Annotated in this window: 18 protein-coding genes and 1 pseudogene; 18 read left to right on the top strand and 1 reads right to left on the bottom strand. The window is 72.7% G+C overall.

Annotated elements, in window-relative coordinates:
* The first annotated feature begins 43 nt into the window (after positions 1–43).
* The 5 genes and pseudogenes from ACT6XY_RS08855 (at position 44) to ACT6XY_RS08835 (ending at position 2198) form a co-directional block, all read left to right on the top strand.
* Positions 44–451 carry a DUF3168 domain-containing protein gene (locus ACT6XY_RS08855; RefSeq protein ID WP_444747968.1) on the top strand — a complete coding sequence of 136 codons (408 nt, stop codon included), beginning with the start codon at positions 44–46 and terminating at the stop codon, positions 449–451.
* A 148-nt stretch (positions 452–599) separates the two neighbouring features.
* Entirely contained in the window at positions 600–1007 is a 408-nt protein-coding gene (locus ACT6XY_RS08850; RefSeq protein ID WP_444747967.1) for a phage major tail protein, TP901-1 family, read from the top strand.
* 24 nt (positions 1008–1031) lie between these two features.
* Positions 1032–1340 (top strand): annotated as a pseudogene (locus ACT6XY_RS08845) (gene transfer agent family protein); the annotation flags it as partial.
* A gap of 95 nt (positions 1341–1435) precedes the next feature.
* Entirely contained in the window at positions 1436–1594 is a 159-nt protein-coding gene (locus ACT6XY_RS08840) for a phage tail assembly chaperone (protein WP_444747966.1), read from the top strand.
* A gap of 10 nt (positions 1595–1604) precedes the next feature.
* Positions 1605–2198 (top strand): phage tail tape measure protein, encoded by a 594-nt coding sequence (locus ACT6XY_RS08835; protein ID WP_444747965.1) that lies wholly within the window; start codon positions 1605–1607, stop codon positions 2196–2198.
* Between the two features lie 7 nt (positions 2199–2205).
* Here the strand turns inward: ACT6XY_RS08835 and ACT6XY_RS08830 are convergent, their stop codons facing one another.
* The gene (locus tag ACT6XY_RS08830; protein ID WP_444747964.1) at positions 2206–2448 is read right to left on the bottom strand and encodes a YdcH family protein; all 243 of its coding nucleotides are present in this window, start codon (positions 2446–2448) and stop codon (positions 2206–2208) included.
* 83 nt (positions 2449–2531) lie between these two features.
* On the opposite strand from ACT6XY_RS08830, the gene ACT6XY_RS08825 reads away from it, so the two are divergent.
* The 13 genes from ACT6XY_RS08825 to ACT6XY_RS08765 all read left to right on the top strand — a co-directional run bounded on the left by ACT6XY_RS08825 (position 2532) and on the right by ACT6XY_RS08765 (position 17433).
* Entirely contained in the window at positions 2532–3158 is a 627-nt protein-coding gene (locus ACT6XY_RS08825; protein WP_444747963.1) for a phage distal tail protein, Rcc01695 family, read from the top strand.
* 3 nt (positions 3159–3161) lie between these two features.
* Positions 3162–4052, top strand: coding sequence for a DUF2163 domain-containing protein (locus ACT6XY_RS08820; RefSeq protein WP_444747962.1), 891 nt, complete (start codon positions 3162–3164; stop codon positions 4050–4052).
* Positions 4053–4365: 313 nt separating this feature from the next.
* Positions 4366–4809, top strand: coding sequence for a DUF6950 family protein (locus ACT6XY_RS08815; RefSeq protein ID WP_444747961.1), 444 nt, complete (start codon positions 4366–4368; stop codon positions 4807–4809).
* Entirely contained in the window at positions 4809–8639 is a 3831-nt protein-coding gene (locus ACT6XY_RS08810; RefSeq protein WP_444747960.1) for a baseplate multidomain protein megatron, read from the top strand. The genes ACT6XY_RS08815 and ACT6XY_RS08810 overlap by 1 nt, the downstream gene beginning before the upstream one ends.
* A gap of 35 nt (positions 8640–8674) precedes the next feature.
* Entirely contained in the window at positions 8675–8893 is a 219-nt protein-coding gene (locus ACT6XY_RS08805) for a hypothetical protein (RefSeq protein WP_444747959.1), read from the top strand.
* Positions 8894–8979: 86 nt separating this feature from the next.
* Positions 8980–9282, top strand: coding sequence for a PepSY domain-containing protein (locus tag ACT6XY_RS08800; protein ID WP_444747958.1), 303 nt, complete (start codon positions 8980–8982; stop codon positions 9280–9282).
* 30 nt (positions 9283–9312) lie between these two features.
* Positions 9313–9993: a response regulator transcription factor gene (locus ACT6XY_RS08795; RefSeq protein WP_106747407.1), complete on the top strand. Its 681-nt coding sequence runs from the start codon at positions 9313–9315 to the stop codon at positions 9991–9993.
* Between the two features lies 1 nt (position 9994).
* On the top strand, positions 9995–11383 hold the full coding sequence (locus ACT6XY_RS08790) for an ATP-binding protein (protein WP_444747957.1): 1389 nt from the start codon (positions 9995–9997) through the stop codon (positions 11381–11383).
* A gap of 350 nt (positions 11384–11733) precedes the next feature.
* Entirely contained in the window at positions 11734–12180 is a 447-nt protein-coding gene (locus ACT6XY_RS08785; protein WP_106747409.1) for a glycine zipper 2TM domain-containing protein, read from the top strand.
* Between the two features lie 50 nt (positions 12181–12230).
* Positions 12231–13697 (top strand): hypothetical protein, encoded by a 1467-nt coding sequence (locus ACT6XY_RS08780; protein ID WP_444747956.1) that lies wholly within the window; start codon positions 12231–12233, stop codon positions 13695–13697.
* A gap of 141 nt (positions 13698–13838) precedes the next feature.
* Complete coding sequence (ccmI, locus tag ACT6XY_RS08775) at positions 13839–14939, top strand: c-type cytochrome biogenesis protein CcmI (RefSeq protein ID WP_444747955.1); 1101 nt, start codon at positions 13839–13841, stop codon at positions 14937–14939.
* Positions 14940–14974: 35 nt separating this feature from the next.
* Entirely contained in the window at positions 14975–15448 is a 474-nt protein-coding gene (gene ccmE / locus ACT6XY_RS08770; RefSeq protein ID WP_444747969.1) for a cytochrome c maturation protein CcmE, read from the top strand.
* Positions 15448–17433, top strand: a complete 1986-nt coding sequence (locus ACT6XY_RS08765) for a heme lyase CcmF/NrfE family subunit (RefSeq protein ID WP_444747954.1) — start codon at positions 15448–15450, stop codon at positions 17431–17433. The genes ccmE and ACT6XY_RS08765 overlap by 1 nt, the downstream gene beginning before the upstream one ends.
* Positions 17434–17435: the final 2 nt, after the last annotated feature.

Genomic DNA, 17435 nt, shown 5'->3' with positions numbered 1-17435 from the left:
GGATGGGCCCGGCCGCCGATCGCGTCAGGGCGGGAGGCGCGTGATGGCGCCCGCCTCTCTCGCGCTCCGCCGGGCGCTGCGCGACGGCCTCGTTGGCCATGCGCCCCTGGTCGAGGTCCTCGGCGGGCCGAAGATCTGGGACGAGCCGCCGCGCGACGCCGCCTTTCCCTATGTGACGCTCGGCGAGGCCCGCGTCACCGACTGGTCGACCGGCTCCTCCTCCGGCCACGAACATGCACTGACCCTGCATGTCTGGTCGCGGCAGGGCGGCCAGACCGAGGCTCAGGTGGTGGCGGGCGAGATCATCGCCGCCCTCGAGCAGGTGCCGATCGAGCCCGTGGGCCAGCGCCTGGTCAACCTGCGCTTCGCCACGGCCGACATCCGCCGCGAAGACGATGGCCGCACCTTCCACGGCGTGGTGCGGTTCCGGGCCGTGACCGAGCCGGCGTGAGGGCCGCGGAGCTGTAGCGATCACCTCTCCCCGCCGGGGAGAGGTGAAGGGGCGGCCTGCAACCCGGTCCGCGCCTCGCTCATCACGGCTCACCGCTCGCAGCGAGGCTCTCCCCGCCACCCCCGATCAACCCCACAAGGAGACCCCCATGGCCGCCCAGAAGGGTAAGGACCTGCTCGTCAAGATCGCCGACGGCGACGGCTTCGTCACCGTCGCCGGCCTGCGCTCGCGCCAGCTGCGCTTCAACGCCGAGACCGTCGACGTCACCCACGCCGAGAGTGCCGGCCGCTGGCGCGAACTGCTCGGCGGCGCCGGCATCAAGCGCGCCGCCGTCTCCGGCTCCGGCATCTTCCGCGACGAGGCCTCGGACGCGCTGATGCGCCAGGTCTTCTTCGACGGCGCGATCCGCGATTTCCAGGTGATCCTGCCCGACTTCGGCACCGTCGAGGGCGCCTTCCAGATCACGGCCCTCGAATTCGCCGGCAACCACAACGGCGAGGTGACCTGGGACATGGCGCTGGAGAGCGCCGGCCCGCTCGCCTTCGCCGCCGCCTGACGCCCTTTTCGCGAGGAGAGCCCCATGCCCAACGTCCGACGCGGCGAGATCGAGGCCGAGCTCGGCGGCACCCGCCGCCGACTGGTCCTCACCCTCGGCGCCCTGGCCGATCTCGAGGCGCATTTCGAGGCCGGCGACCTCGTCGAACTCGCCGAGCGCTTCGGCTCCGGGCGGCTGGCGGCGCGCGACCTCGTCGCGGTCATCGGCGCCGGCCTGCGCGGTGCGGGCGAGACCGTCAGCGACCGCGAGGTGGCGGCCCTCGCCGTGACCGGCGGTGCCGCCGGCTATGCCCGCATCGTCTCCGACCTGCTCGCCGCAACCTTCGGCGGTGGGGCTGATACGGCGGCCTTCGACGGGGAGGGGAGGCAGGCGGGATCGTCCGCCGGCCCTTTCGCCGCGCCGCCGAGCCCTTCCCTTGGGACGACGTGATGCGCCTCGCCCTCGGCCGGCTCGGCTGGCCGCCGGACACGTTCTGGCGGGCGACGCCGCGCGAACTCGCCGCCGCCATCGAGGGCCGGTTCGGGCGCTCGGGTGGCGCCGCGGACCGCCCGACCCTCGACCGCCTGATGAAGGCCTATCCCGACTGAGGACCCATCCATGACCGCCGTCGACACCCTCTCCGTCGAGATCACCGCCGACACCTCCGCCTTCCGCCGCGAGATCGGCGAGGCCGACAAGCTGGCGCGCGGCTTCGGCACATCGATGAGCCGCGCCTTCGCCAATGCCGTGGTGAAGGGCCAGGACCTGGGCTCGGTGATCTCCACCCTCGGCCAGCAGCTCTCCGCCATGGCGCTGCGCGCGGCGATCCGGCCCGTCGCCGACGGGCTTTTCACCTCGTTCCAGGATCTGATGATGGGCTTTCGCGGCCTCGGCGCGGGCGTCCAGGCGGAAGCGGGCGCGCTCTCCGGCCTCGTGCCCATGGCGCGCGGCGGCGTCATCGCGGCGCCGACCTACTTTCCGCTGCCCGGCGGACGCACCGGCCTGATGGGGGAGAGCGGCGCCGAGGCGGTCATGCCGCTCGCCCGAACAGCGGACGGGCGGCTCGGCGTCGCCGCAGGTGGCGGCGGCGGCGGGCGGCCCGCCGTCGTCATCAACGTCACGGCCACGGACGCGGCGAGCTTCCGCCGCTCCGAGGCCGAGGTGACCGCCATGCTCGCCCGCGCCGTGGCGCGCGGGCGGCGCGGCCTGTGAGAGGCCGTCAGGCGGCCTTCTCCATCAGCGCGACGATCTCGTCGAGCAGGTGCAGGCGCTCCTTCTTCAGCTCCTCCGCCGTGTCGTCGGAGGCCGGCGCCACCTGGGAGTCGATGCGGTGAATCTCGCGGTTGACCTGATGGTAGCGCTCGGCGAGCCGGGCGAAATGGGCGTCGGACTGCTTCAGCTTCGAGATCAGCGCCGCCTTCTCGGGGAATTCGGCGGCGAGTTCGTGCGGGGTGTGGCTCACGCTTCGGGTCTCCTGTTGGGATGGCCGCACCATCGCCCGGCGCCACGCCGCCGGCCTTGTTCAGGATCAAGCGGAGACCCGCGATGCAGGCCTTTCACGAGGTGACCTTTCCGCTCGACGTGGCGCTCGGCGCCTCAGGCGGCCCGGAGCGGCGCACCGACGTCGTGCTGCTCGGCTCGGGGCGCGAGGAGCGCAACGCCCGCTGGGCCCATTCGCGCCGCCGCTACGATGCCGGCTACGGGGTGAAGAGTCTCGCCGGGCTGCAGGCGGTCGTCGCCTTCTTCGAGGAGCGGCGTGGCCGTCTCCACGGTTTCCGCTTCCGCGACCGGCTGGACCACGCCTCCTCCCAGCCTGGCGCGGCGCCGTCGCCCACCGATCAGCCGATCGGCACGGGCGACGGCGAGACCTCGGTCTTCACGCTCGCCAAGACCTACGGCCTCGGCCCCGGCGCCTATGTCAGGCCCGTCGCCAAGCCGGTGGCCGGCTCGGTGCGGATGGCGGTGGCGGGCATCGAGACGGTGGACTTCACGCTCGACGCGACGACAGGGACGGTGACGCTTGCGACCCCCCCTCCCGACGGCGCGGCGGTGACGGCCGGCTTCCTCTTCGACGTGCCCGTGCGCTTCGATACCGACCGGCTCGACGTCAACCTCACCTCCTTCGCGGCGGGGGAAATCCCCTCGATCCCGCTGGTCGAGATCAGGGTGTGAACCATGCGCGCCATTCCTCCCGCCCTGCAGGCCCGTCTCGACGGCGGCTGCACCACGCTCGCCACCTGCTGGATCGTCCGCCGCGCCGACGGCGCCGTGCTCGGCTTCACCGACCATGACCGCGATCTCGTCGTCGCCGGCGTCACCTGCCGCGCGGCAAGCGGCTTCGACGCCACCGCCGCCGCCGAGAAGCTCGGCTTCGCAGCCGGAACCGCCGAGATCGCCGGTGCGCTGGTGGACGAGGCGATCGCGGCCGCCGACATCCGCGCCGGCCGCTACGACGGCGCCAGGGTCGAGGTCCACCTGGTCGACTGGACCGATCCCGCGCTCTCGGTGCTGCCGCGCGGGATGACGCTCGGCGCCGTCACCCGCGAGGGGCCGGCCTTCCGGGCAGAGCTGCGCTCGCTCTCCGCCGGGCTGGACGTCGAGCGCGGCCGGCTCTTCACCCCGCGCTGCGGCGCCGATCTCGGTGACGCCCGCTGCGGCGTCGATCTCGCGGGTTCCGGCCGGCGCGCCGCGGGGACCGTCATGGCGCTGGTGGACGGCGCGCCGATCGTGGCGGGTCTCGCAAGCCTCGCCGGGGACGACCTGGTCGGCGGCCGCCTTACTGTCGAGAGCGGGCTCGCGGCGGGCTTCACCGTCGAGATCGCCGCCGCGACGCCGGTCACGGACGGGGTGAAGCTGACGCTCTGGCAGACATCGCCGGACCCCCTGGCGACGGGCGACGCGGTCCTCGTGACCATCGGCTGCGACAAGGCCTTTGCCACCTGTCGCGACCGCTTCGCCAATGCCGCGAACTTCCGTGGCTTCCCGCACATGCCCGGCATCGACCGCATTCTCTCGGTGGCGCTGCCGGGGGAAGGCGGACACGACGGGTCGGTGGCGGGGCGCTAGCCCCATCGGTCTGCCGCCGCCCCGTTGTCCGGTCGGCGTCAGCCGACGCCTCGGCCGATTCTCCCCCTTGCCGGGCAGGCGCCGTTTCACCTCTCCCCGGCGGGGAGAGGTCGGCCGAAGGCCGGGTGAGGGGGCTATCGCCCTCCATAAAGTACTCTCCCCCTCACCCGCCTCGCACACGCTCGGCGACCTCTCCCCGCCGGGGAGAGGTGAAGCGGCGACGCCTGCGCCCGCACAAACGCGGTCAAAGGGCAGAGGCGAGGGTCCTCTCGCACCCCCGCATCCCCGCCGCCTGAACCCATCCGGATCCCCCATGCCGACACGCGCCGCCATCGTCGCCGCCGCCCGTTCGTGGCGCGGCACGCCCTACCGCCACCAGGCCTCGCTCCAGGGGATCGGCTGCGACTGCCTCGGCCTCGTCCGCGGCGTCTGGCGGCAGGTGATCGGCCCGGAGCCGGTCTTCGTGCCGCCCTATACGCCCGACTGGGCCGAGGCCCACGGCCGCGAGACCCTGGCCGAGGCGGCGCGCCGCCACCTCGTGGAGCTCGATCCGCGGGAGGCGCTGCCCGGCGACGTCGTCCTCTTCCGCTGGCGCGAGGGCTTTCCCGCCAAGCACTGCGCCATCCTCACCGGCCCGGCGACGCTGATCCACGCCCACGACGGCGCCGCGGTGGCCGAAGTCGCCTTCGCGCCCTGGTGGCGCCGCCGCCTCGCCCACGCCTTCGCTTATCCCCATCTCGACCCGGAGACGCCCTGATGGCCGCCCTCGTCCTCTCCCTCGCCGGCGCGGCGCTCGGCGGGAGCTTCGGCGCCGCGGGGGTGGTCGCCGGCCGCCTCGCCGGGGCGCTGGCGGGCGCGGTGATCGACCGGGCGCTGTTCGGCGCCCGTCCGCCCGACGGGCCGCGGCTGAAGGACCTCGACGTCCTCTCCTCCACCGAGGGCGCCCCGATCCCGCGCGTCTATGGCCGCATGCGCATCGCCGGCCAGGTGATCTGGGCGACGAAGCTCACCGAACAGGCCTCCGGCGGCGGCAAGGGGAGCCCGCGCGGGCGCAGCTACAGCTACACCGCCAATCTCGCCGTCGGGCTCTGCGAGGGGCCGATCGCCGGCGTGGGCCGCATCTGGGCCGACGGCAAGGAGCTCGACCAGGCCGGCCTCACCATCCGCGTCCACCGCGGCACCGAGGACCAGCCGGCCGATCCGCTGATCGTCGCCAAGGAGGGGGCCGGCGACACGCCGGCCTATCGCGGCCTCGCCTATGTCGTCTTCGAGAACCTGCCGCTGGACGATTTCGGCAGCCGCATCCCGCAGATCACCTGCGAGGTGGTGAGGCCCGTTGGCCGGCTGGAAGAGATGATACGCGCCCTCGTGGTCATCCCCGGCGCCACCGAGTTCGGTTACGAGCCTGCCGTCCACAGCCGCGATTTCGGCCTCGGTCGCTCGGCGCCGGAGACGCGCCACACCACCCGCGACGGGTCGGACTTCAGCGTGGCGATGGAGGAAGCGCAGGCGCTCTGCCCGAACCTCACGAGCGTCTCTCTGGTGGTCGCCTGGTTCGGCGACGATCTCCGGGCTGGTCAGTGCACCATCCGCCCCGCCGTGGAGCGGCGCGAGAAGGAGGTGGCGGGCCTCGTCTGGGAGGCGGCGGGCGAGACCCGCGCCACCGCCCGGCTCGTCAGCGAGGTGGACGGCAGGCCCGCCTATGGCGGCTCCCCGTCCGACGCCACGGTCATCCGCGCCATCCGCGACCTCAAGGCGCGCGGCCTGAAGGTGACGCTCATCCCCTTCGTGATGATGGACGTGCCGGCGGACAACGACCGGCCCGACCCCTGGAGCGGCGCGAGCGGCCAGCCGCCCCATCCCTGGCGGGGCCGCATCACCTGCAGCCCGGCGCCGGGGCGGCCCGGATCGCCCGACGGCAGCGCCGCCGCGGCGGACGAGATCGCGGGCTTCCTCGGCACGGCCGCGGCCTCGGATTTCACGGTGGCGGGTGACGTGGTCACCTATGCCGGCCCGGAGGAGTGGCGCTACCGCCGCTTCGTCCTGCATCTGGCCGCCCTCGCGCAGGCCGCAGGCGGCGTCGATGCCTTCCTCGTCGGCTCCGAGATGGTCGGGCTGACGCGGGTGCGCGGCGCCGCCGGCCATCCCTTCGTCGACGGGCTCGCGGATCTCGCGGGGCAGGTGCGGGCGCTTCTTCCCGACGCGATCCTCTCCTATGCCGCCGACTGGACCGAATATGGCGGCCAGGCCCGCGGCGCCGACCTCGACTTCCCCCTGGACCCGCTTTGGGCCCATGCGGAGATCGGCGCCGTCGGCATCGACTGGTACGCACCACTCGCCGACCGGCGCGACGACAGCCCCGGCTCGCCCTATGACACGGAGGCGCTGGCGGAAGGTTTCGCGGCCGGCGAGGGCTTCGACTGGTATTACGCCTCCGATCTCGACCGTGCCGCGGGCTTGCGAACCCCGATCACCGACGGTCTCGGCAAGCTCTGGGTCCACCGCCAGAAGGACCTCGTCTCCTGGTGGTCTGAGGAGCACCGGCCGCGCGTCGGCGGCGTCGAGACGGCGGCGACCGCCTGGATGCCGCGGTCGAAGCCGATCTGGCTCACCGAACTCGGCTTCCCCGCCGTCGACCGCGGCGCCAACCGCCCCTCGGTCTTCCCTGATCCCAAGTCGAGCGAGAGCGGCCTGCCCCCCTTCTCCTCGGGCGACCGCGACGACCTGATCCAGCGCCGGGCGCTGGAGGCGGTGCTGTCACGGCTCGATCCCGCCTTCGGCGGCGCGGCAGAGGCGAACCCCGTCTCGCCGGTCTATGGCGGGCCGATGGTCGACCCGGCCCGCATCGCGCTCTGGGCCTTCGACGCCCGGCCCTGGCCGGCCTTTCCCCGCGCCACGGACGTGTGGGCGGACGGTGCCAACTGGGAGACCGGCCACTGGCTCAACGGCCGCCTCGGCTCGGCGCCGGTCGGCGATCTGATGCAGGCCGTGATGGCGGAGTACGGGGTCTCAGCGGTCGACGCCGGCACGGTCGAGGGCGTCCTCGACGGCTTCTCCATCGACCGGCCGATGAGCGCCCGCGACGCGCTGGAGAGCCTCGCCCGCGCCTTCGGCGTCGAGGCGGTGGAACGCGGCGACGGGCTCACGCTCCTCGGCCGCCCCGCCCCGCCGGTGGCGAGCCTGTCGACCGACGGTCTCGTCGACGAGGACGAGCGCCATCCGCTCTCGGTGACGCGCGGTGAGACGGCCGACCTGCCGGCGGAGCTCTCCATTGCCTTCGCCGAGACCGATGCCGACTTCCGCGCCACCGCCGTCACCAGCCGCCGCATCGCCGGCGGCGGGAGCCGCGTCTCCGGCCTCTCGCTGTCGGCCGCCGCCGATCCCGGCGAGATGACCTTGCGGGGGGATGGGTTGCTGCACCGGCTCTGGGCCGCGCGCGACAAGGCGGTGTTCGCCCTGCCGCCCTCGGCGCTGCGCCTCGAGCCCGGGGATGCCGTGACGGTCGCCGGGGCGGAGGGCCCGGCGGCGTTCCGCCTCGCCGCCCTGGAGGGCGGGCTGATGCGCCGCGCCGAGGCCGAGAGCCTCGCCCCACAGGTCCGGGCGCGACGCCCGCGGCCCGACCGGCGCGCCTATGGCGGCCCGGCCGGCACGGGCAGGCCCGCGGTCGCCATCCTCGCCTTGCCGCCGCTTTCCGAAGCCGAACCCGTGCCGCTCGCCTGGTGTGCCGCCGCCGCCGACCCCTGGCGCGGACCCTTTACGGTCTGGCGTGGCGGCGAGGGGCTCGGTGACGAAGCGATCGGCACGCTGGAGCGGCCCTCGCTGATGGGCCGCACGCTCACCCCCCTCGGCGCGGGTCGCCCATGGCTGTGGGACCGCGGCGCGTCGCTGACGGTCGAGCTCGTCGGCGGCGCGCTGGCCGGCCAGCCGGAGGCGGCGGTGCTGGGCGGCGCCAATGCACTGGCGCTCGCCCATCCCGACGGCGGCTGGGAGGTGCTGCAGTTCCGCGACGCGGTTCTGCTGGCGGCCCGCACCTATGCGCTGTCGCAACTCATCCGCGGCCAGCGTGGCACGGAGCATCTCACCGGCCCCGTGCCGCCGGGGGCGAGCGTCGTCATGCTCGATGGCCCGCTCGTTCCGCTCGGCAGCGGCCTCGACCTCGTGGGGCGGCCCTTCCGCTACCGGATCGGTTCGTCCGTGCTGCTCGCTGCCGATCCCGCCGTGGCGGAGGTAGAGGCGACCGCCGACATGACGGCGCTCACCCCCTTCGCGCCGGTCCACGTCCGGGCGCGGCGCGAGGCGGAGGGGATCCGCATCTCATGGATCCGCCGCACCCGCCTCGGTGGCGACGGCTGGGACGTGGCGGAGGTCGGCCTCGGCGAGGCGGCCGAGCGCTACCTCCTCACCATCCGCGCCGCCGACGGCGCGCCGCTGCGCAGCGTGGAGACCGCCGCACCGGCCCATCTCTATCCCGCCGCCGATGAGGCTGCCGACTTCGGCGCGCCGCAGGCGGCCCTGCGCCTCTCCATCGCCCAGGTCTCGGCGGTTGCCGGGCCGGGCCATGCCCTCGACGCCGTTCTCGTCCTCTGAGCCGGCGTCCCCGTCCCGTGCAAAGGAGCAAGACCATGTCCGACCTCTCGACCCTCAAGCCGATCCTCGCCAGCCGCACCGTCTGGTCGAGCCTCGTCGGCCTCGCCTGCCTCGTCGCCTCGGTCTTCGGCGTCGAGACCCAGCTCATCGACCAGGGCGCGCTCACCGAGGCGCTGCTCCAGGCCGCCACCGGCGTCAGCTTCGCGGGCGCCATCGTCTTCCGGGTGCTGGCCAGCACGAAACTGACACGGTGACGCGCTCACGCGGATCTGAACAGCCATTCATCCGGGGTTCAGCCCGCGCCACTAGCGTGACGCCTTCATTCCGGCCACGATCCCCCATGACCCTCGCCCGCACATCTGCGCTCGCTTTCGCCCTGGCGGTCTGCGCCGGGCCGGCGCTCGCGCAGATGTCGTGCCTGTCGCCGGCCGAGCGGCGCGCCGCCATCACCGACGGGCAGGCCATTCCGCTGGCACAGGCGCAGCGCGCGCTGAGGGCAGAGCACCGCGGCGAGGTCATCAATGCGCGGCTCTGCCGGGCTGGCAACCAGCTCGTCTACCTGCTGACAGTGGTCGCCCGGCATGGCAAGGTCATGCGCGTGCGCATCGACGCGACGAACGGCCAGATCGTCCAGGTGCGCTAGCTTTTCGGCCAGACCTCAGGAGACCTTCCCTTGCGCCTGCTCGTCGTCGAGGACGATCCGGATCTCAACCGGCAGATCACCACCGCTTTGACCGATGCCGGCTATGTCGTCGACAGGGCCTTCGACGGCGAGGAGGGTTACTATCTCGGCGACAGCGAGCCCTACGACGCCGTGGTCCTCGACATCGGCCTTCCCAAGATGGACGGCATCTCCGTGCTCGAGCAGTGGCGCCGCTCCGGCCGCACCATGCCCGTGCTGATTCTCACCGCCCGCGATCGCTGGTCCGACAAGGTGCAGGGCTTCGACGCCGGCGCCGACGACTATGTCGCCAAGCCCTTCCACATGGAGGAGGTGCTGGCCCGGCTGCGCGCCCTGCTGCGCCGTGTCGCCGGCCAGGCCACCAATGACTTCAATTGCGGCCCGGTGCGCCTCGACGCCCGCGCCGGCCGCGTCACGGTGGACGGCAATCCGGTCAAGCTGACCTCCCACGAATACCGCCTGCTCGCCTATCTCATGCACCAGCAGGGCAAGGTGGTCTCCCGGACCGAACTGGTCGAGCACATCTACGACCAGGATTTCGACCGTGATTCCAACACCATCGAGGTCTTCATCGGGCGCCTGCGCAAGAAGCTCGGCGTCGAGGTCATCCAGACGGTGAGGGGCCTCGGCTACATCCTCCAGCCGCCGACGCAGCCCGCCGCGAGCCCCTGACGTGGCCGCCGCGCCCCGCGCGCCGTCGCTGGCGCGGCGCCTCTTCCTGCTCGCCCTCACCTTCGCGGTCGTGCTGCTGACGGTCACCGGCATCGTGCTCGCGGCGGTCAACCGCACCGCCGTGGAGCGCGGCTTCGACCGCCGCATCCAGGTCTATGTGAAGCTCCTCATCGCCGACATCGCCGGCGCGGTGGACGACCCCACCATCGTCGTCGGGGCCAATCTCGGCGAGCCGCTGTTCGAGCTGCCGCAGTCCGGCTGGTACTGGCAGATCGTGCGCACCGACGCCGGCCGCAACGAGGTGCGCGCCTCGCGCTCGCTCTTCGACGGTCGCCTCGCGACCCTCGGCCCGGAGGCCGCCGCCGACGGGCCGACGCGCTCGCGCGAGGGCTATATCGAGGCGCCGAACGGGGTGCGCCTGCGCGCCGTCGAGCGCATCGTCGAGCTTGGCGAGGACGGCGACTTCACCATCGTCGTCGCCGGCCCCGCCGACGACATCCTCTCGACCGTCCGCGGCTTCAACCTGATCCTGGTGGCGACGCTCCTGATGCTCGCCGTCGGCATGGGCGTCTCGGCGCTGCTGCAGGTGCGCGTGGGCCTCGCGCCGCTGCAGCGGCTGGTGGGCGGGCTCACCGCCATCCGCGCCGGCGAGCAGGAGCACCTGGAGGGCGACTTTCCCGTCGAGATCGGGCCGCTGGCGCGCGAGGTGAACGCGCTGATCGACTCGAACCGCGAGATCGTCGAGCGCTCGCGTACCCATGTCGGCAATCTCGCCCATGCGTTGAAGACGCCGCTTTCCGTCATCCAGAACGAGGCGTCGGGCCGCGACGACGCGCTTGCGCTCAAGGTCGCCGAACAGACGCGGGTGATGCGCGACCAGGTCAACCACCATCTCGACCGGGCGCGCGCCGCGGCGCGGGCGCGCGTCGCCACCACCGTGGTGCCGGTCGCCGAGGTCGTCGACAGCCTCGCCCGCACCCTCCAGAAGGTCCACCGCGACCGCGACCTCGACGTCACCGCGGCGGTGCCGCAGGAGGTGATGTTCCGCGGCGAGCGCAACGACCTCGAGGAGATGGTCGGCAACCTCGTCGACAACGCCTGCAAATGGGCCGCCGGCCGCGTGGTGGTTTCCGCCGAGCGCGAGCAGAGCCCGACCTCGGCCGATCGCGCCTTCTTCTGCGTCATCGTGGACGACGACGGCCCCGGCCTCACCCCCGAGGAGCGCGAGGCGGTCGGCCTTCGCGGCCGCCGGCTCGACGAGACCAAGCCCGGCTCGGGCCTTGGCCTGTCCATCGTCGCCGAGCTCGCCGGCCTCTACGAGGGGAGCCTGCGCCTCGACGCCGCTCCCCTCGGCGGCTTGCGCGCCGTGCTGCGCCTGCCGGCGGTGTGACGGGCCCGCCGATCCGGTCGGCGCCTTTGCTCGCCTCACCCTCGCGCTCAGGCCTCCGGTCCGTCACCCCCGGCGAGGCCGCAGGCCGAGGGAAGGGGATACCCGGAGCGGACACGTCCAACCGGACGGTGCGGATGACGGGCGCGGATGGCGTTTCGCCCTGCAACCCCTGGATCCCCTTCGCGCTGCGCTCGGCCGGGGATGACGAGCAGTGCGTAAGCCGAACGCCGCAGCTTCCGTCCCCCTCCCCATCACCGACGGTATCGCGCCCGTTTTTTGCCGCATTCCGCTGGACATTGGCCCGGTCAACATCACGCCGGCCCAGAGCCGGCCCGAACCGGGTTCCATCCATGCGCCTCCGTCTCGTCGCCGCCACCGTCCTGATCGGCCTCACCGTGGCCGGCTGCGAAACCCGCGAGCAGTCCGGCACCGCCGTCGGCGCCGTGGCCGGCGCGCTCATCGGCTCGCAGTTCGGCGGCGGACCGGGCGAGCGCCTGGCGGCGGGCCTCGCCGGCGCCGCCATCGGCGGTCTCATCGGCAATGCCATCGGCCGCGATCTCGACGCCCAGGATCGCCAGCGCGCCTACGAGGCCGAGCGGGTCGTCTGGGTCGAGGGCCGCCGCTCCGAGTGGCGCTCGGAGAAGGCCTACGGCTATGTCGAGCCGGGCCGGACCTACTACCGCGGCGCCGCCTACTGCCGCGAGTACACCCACACGATCTATGTCGGCGGCCGGCCGCAGACCGCCGTCGGCACCGCCTGCCGCAATCCCGACGGAAGCTGGACTCCGGTGGGCTGAGGCTCCCGCAGCCACCACTTCTTAACGTCGGCGGGTTACTTTCGGGCACGATGACCGAAGCCGCCGTCACCAGACAGGACAGCGCTGCCGCTCCCTCGTCCATGGAGCGGTTGCGCGCCTATCTGTCGGCTTTGCCCGACTCGGCCAAGCAGCTGCTCTCCGCCGAGATCGCCAAGGCCAAGGCCCGCGGCGAGGAGGTGCCGGGCGGCGACCTCATCGTTGCAGCCCTGGGCCTGGCTGCGGCTCCGGCCGCGCCGGCCAAGGCGCCGGGCAAGACGGCACCCGCCGACGAGGCGCCGCGGGAAGACGCGGCGCCTCGCCTGCTCTTCCGTCCCCTCGACCCCTTCCTCATCGACGAACGGCTGGAGACCAAGGTCCGCGGCCGCATCATGCGCGCGTCGCTGCCGGCGATCTGGACCTTCCTCAAGCGCGACCTGCAGCCGGACGCGTCGGCGGCCCTCGAGCAGGTCTGCCGCAAGGCGGAGGTCGACGGCGACGAGATTCCGGTCGCCGCCGCCATCGCCGATTTCCTGCCGAAGTTCAGCACGGCGGCCTATGCGGCTCTCGAAGTCGCCTCCTCCGGTGAACTCGAGCGCAAGCGCCTCAACGTGCGGCTCGGCGACGAGCGGGTGCGCGAGGACCTCGCCGACGTGCTGGCGGTGCTCAACGATTCCACGGTGATCGCCGCGGTCGTCGCCAAGGCGCCGAACTCGATCAAGAACCTCGCCGACGAGGGGCTGGCCAACGCCCGCAGCATGCTCGACCCGCTGGCCGCCTCGCGCCCCGGCCTGCTGCCCTTCAGCCTCGCTCTCATGCAGGCGCGGCTGGTCCATCGCGCCCAGCTCGTCCGCCTCGCCGTCTCGGCCGCCGACAGCGACGAGCCGAGCAAGATCTCCGCCAACCCCTACCGCGCCGCCGTCGAGCTCGTCATCGCCGACATCGAACGGGCGACCCAGCGTGTGTCGCGGGCGATCAAGGAGGGGCGCGGCGACCGGGCCGCCGCCGGGATCAAGGAATTCCACGATTCCGTCCGCTCGCTGCGCACCGACATGAGCCTGACCGGTGACGGTCCGTGGCAGCGGCGCATCGCCAAGCTCCGGGCCGATCTCGCGGCCCTTCTTTCCGCCGAGATCGAGGGGGTGCCGGGCGAGGTGAGGCGCCTCCTGCGCCCGCGCCAGCGCAGCGACCAGCCCATGCAGCCGATCACCGAGGAGGTGGTCGCCGAGGTCGAGGCCCGCCTCGACCTCCTCAACACCTGCCGCAGCCATGCCTCGGAGATCGCCCTGAACGAGATGACCACCCGCGTCTTCTCGGAAATCCAGGGCTATCTCGACCCCACCCTGACGCAGCTGATGGAGAACATCCGCTCGGCGCCCGACGTGGACCGGGCCCTGAAGATCAGCCAGATCGAGGCCGCCGTGCGCTTCTCCGCCCGCATCTTCGGCGCCAGCTATGCCCAGCTGCTGCAGAAGGCCGCCGACGTCGCCATCAACAGCTCCAAGGCCTCCGGGCGCTGACCTCGCCGACTTTGCGCGACATCAAACCTTCCGGAGCGCGACAACCTGAGCGTTGTCCCCCGGGGGCGGGTGCTTTATTTAGCATCATTCGAGGGTGGGTGCCCGTCGGCGCCCCTGCATGACGGGACGTTCCCCCAAGCCATGGAAGGCTCCCTGACGATCTGGCTCGCAATCGCGGCCATGACTGCCGCGGCGATCTTCGCCGTTCTCATTCCCCTGTCGCGTCCGACGCGCGCCGCTGCCGCCGAGATGGACGTCGCCGTCTACAAGGATCAGCTGGCGGAGATCGGCCGCGACGCGGAGGCGGGCCTCATCGGCGCGGCCGAGGCGGAGGCCGCGCGCGTTGAGGTTTCGCGCCGGCTGATCGCCGCCTCCGAGCGCATTGCGGCAACGGCCGGCGAGGGCGCGACGCGCCGCCGCCGGATGGTCGCGGTCGGCGCCATCCTCGTCATTCCCGCCATCGCCGCCGTCGCCTATGGCCTCAAGGGCCAGCCCGGCTATTCCGGCCAGCCGCTGGCCGAACGCCAGCGCGCCGAGCCCGCCGCCACCGACATGGCGGGCCTCATTGCCCGCATCGAGGCCCATCTCGCCGCCAATCCCGGTGACGGTCGCGGCTGGGAAGTGGTCGCCCCCGTCTATCTGAGGCTCGGCCGGGTGCCCGATGCGGTCCGCGCCCGGAGCAACGCCCTGCGCATCCTCGGCGCCACCGCCGACCGAGAGGCCGACCTCGCCGAGGCCCAGACCCTCGCCGCCGGCGGCGTCGTCACCGCGGAAGCCAAAGCGGGCTTCGAGCGGGCGCGGGCGCTCGGCCCCGGCCATCCCAAGGCGGGCTATTTCATCGGCCTCGCCGCCGAACAGGACGGCAAGCCGGACGAGGCGCGCGCCCTCTGGGGCAGGCTCGTGGCGGAGGCCCCGGCCGGCGCACCCTGGGTCTCCCTGCTGCAGGCCGAGATCGCCCGGCTCGGCGGCACCCCGCCGCCCGCTCCGGCCGCCGCGGCGCCGGCCCCGCCCGTCATCCCTCCCGAAATCCGCACCATGGTGGAAGGGCTCGCCGCGCGCCTCGCGGCCGACGGGTCGGATTTCGAGGGCTGGATGCGCCTCGTGCGCTCCTATGTCGTCCTCGGCGACGCCGCCAAGGCCCGCGAGGCCGCGGCCAATGCCCGCCAGCGCTTCGCCGGCGAGGCCGACAAGATCGGCCGCCTCGACGGGCTGGTCAGCGAACTGGGGATCGGCGGCACATGAGCACCACCGGCACGCCCGTCTTCGTCCGCGGCGGCATGACCCGCAAGCAGCGCCGCCTCACCCTGATCGGCATCGCGTTGGCCGTGCTCGGCCTCGCGGCGGGTCTGGTGCTCTATTCGCTCTCCGGCTCGATCACCCTGTTCCAGTCGCCGACCGACATCGTCGAGAAGAACCTCCAGCCCGGCGCGCGCATGCGGCTCGGCGGGCTCGTCGAGGCCGGCTCGGTCCGCCGCGGCCAGAACATGGAGGTTGCCTTCACCGTCACCGATGGCCGCAACTCCATCCCCGTCGCCTATCGCGGCATCCTCCCCGACCTGTTCCGCGAGGGGCAGGGCGTCGTCACCGAGGGCGTGCTGGGGCCTGACCGGTCGTTCCGCGCCGACAGCGTGCTCGCCCGACACGACGAGAACTACATGCCCAAGGAAGTGGCCGACAGCCTGAAGCGGCAGGGCCACTGGAAGCCGGGCGATCCCGCCCCCAATCCGAATGCTCCGGCGAGGTCGCCCTGATGTCCCCCGAGATCGGCCATTTCGCCCTCGTCCTCGGCCTCGCCCTGGCGCTGGTCCAGTCCATCGTCCCCATCTGGGGCTCGCGCCGCGGCGACGCCGCCCTCATGGGCACGGCGCCGCCCGTGGCCCTCGGCCAGTTCGCCTTCGTGGCGCTCGCCTTCGCGACGCTGACCTACGCCTATCTCGTCTCCGACTTCTCGGTCGAGAACGTCTTCCAGAACAGCCATTCCACCAAGCCGCTGATCTACAAGATCTCCGGCGTCTGGGGGAACCACGAGGGCTCGATGGTCCTCTGGGTGCTGATTCTCACCCTGTTCTCGGCGCTGGTCGCCCTGTTCGGCCGCAACCTGCCGCTCACCCTCAAGGCCAATGTGCTGGCGGTGCAGGGCTGGATCACCGCCGCCTTCCTGCTCTTCATCCTGAAGACCTCGAACCCCTTCGCCCGCATCACGCCGGCGCCGATGGAGGGCCGCGATCTCAACCCGCTGCTGCAGGACGTCGGCCTCGCCATCCATCCGCCGCTGCTCTACCTCGGCTATGTCGGCTTCTCCATGTCCTTCGCCTTCGCCGTGGCGGCGCTGATCGACGGCAAGCTCGACGCCGCCTGGGCGCGCTGGGTGCGCCCGTGGACCCTGGTCGCCTGGATCTTCCTCACCGCCGGCATCTCCATGGGCTCCTACTGGGCCTATTACGAGCTCGGCTGGGGCGGCTGGTGGTTCTGGGACCCGGTGGAGAACGCCTCCCTGATGCCCTGGCTCGCCGGCACGGCGCTGCTCCATTCCGCCATCGTCATGGAGAAGCGCGAGGCGCTGAAGGTCTGGACGGTGCTGCTCGCCATCCTCACCTTCTCGCTCTCCCTCCTCGGAACGTTCCTCGTCCGCTCCGGCGTGCTGACCTCGGTTCATGCTTTCGCAGTGGATCCCGAGCGCGGCGTCTTCATCCTCGCCATCCTCGTCGCCTTCATCGGCGGCTCGCTGGCGCTCTATGCGTGGCGCGCGCCGACGCTGAAGCAGGGCGGCCTCTTCGCCCCCGTCTCGCGCGAGGGCGCGCTCGTCCTCAACAACCTGTTCCTCACCGCCTCCTGCGCCGCCGTCCTCGTCGGCACGCTCTATCCGCTGGCGCTGGAGACCCTGACCGGCGCCAAGATCTCGGTCGGCCCGCCCTTCTTCAACTGGACCTTCGGGCCGCTGATGGTGCCGCTGATGATCGCCATGGTCTTCGGGCCCTTCCTCGCCTGGAAGCGCGGCGATCTGCTGGCGGTGGCGCAGCGCCTGACGCTGGCCTTCGCCGCCGCCATTCTCGCGACCCTCGTCGCCTATGCGGTCACGACCGGCGGGCCGGTCATGGCGCCGCTCTTCGTCGGCCTCGCCGCCTATGTCATCGTCGGCGCGCTGCTCGACATCGCCGAGCGCATCCAGCTCTTCCGCGCGCCGGCGGCCACCAGCCTCGCCCGTGCCCGCGGCCTGCCACGCTCCGCCTGGGGCGCCGCCATCGCCCATGCCGGCGTCGGGGTCATGCTGCTCGGCATCGTCGGCGAGACCGCCTACAAGCAGGAGACCATCGTGCAGATGCGGCCGGGCGACAGCGTCTCCGTCGCCGGCTACGACATCACGCTCCAGGGCCTCGTGCCCGTCCAGGGGCCCAACTACCGCGATCTGGTGGCGCGGCTCACGGTGCGCGAGGGCGGTGTCGACGCCGGCACGCTCGCCCCCGCCAAGCGCGTCTATACGGCCCGCGCCATGCCCACGACCGAGGCGGCGCTGAAGACCCGCGGCGTCTCGCAGCTCTACGTCTCGCCGGGCGATGCCGGCACGGACGGCTCCATCGCCCTGCGCTTCTTCTACAAGCCGATGGTGCTGCTCATCTGGATCGGCACGCTGGTGATGATGCTCGGCGGCGTCCTGTCGCTGTCCGACCGGCGGCTCAGGGTCGGCGCGCCGAAGCCCTCGGCCCGCCGCGCCGCCGCCATGCAGCCGGCGGAATAGGC

It is taken from the genome of Phreatobacter sp., assembly GCF_052440005.1.
GTDB lineage: Bacteria > Pseudomonadota > Alphaproteobacteria > Rhizobiales > Phreatobacteraceae > Phreatobacter.
The sequence above is the reverse complement of the archived record's forward strand: the minus strand, read 5'-3'. Positions and strand labels throughout refer to the sequence as shown.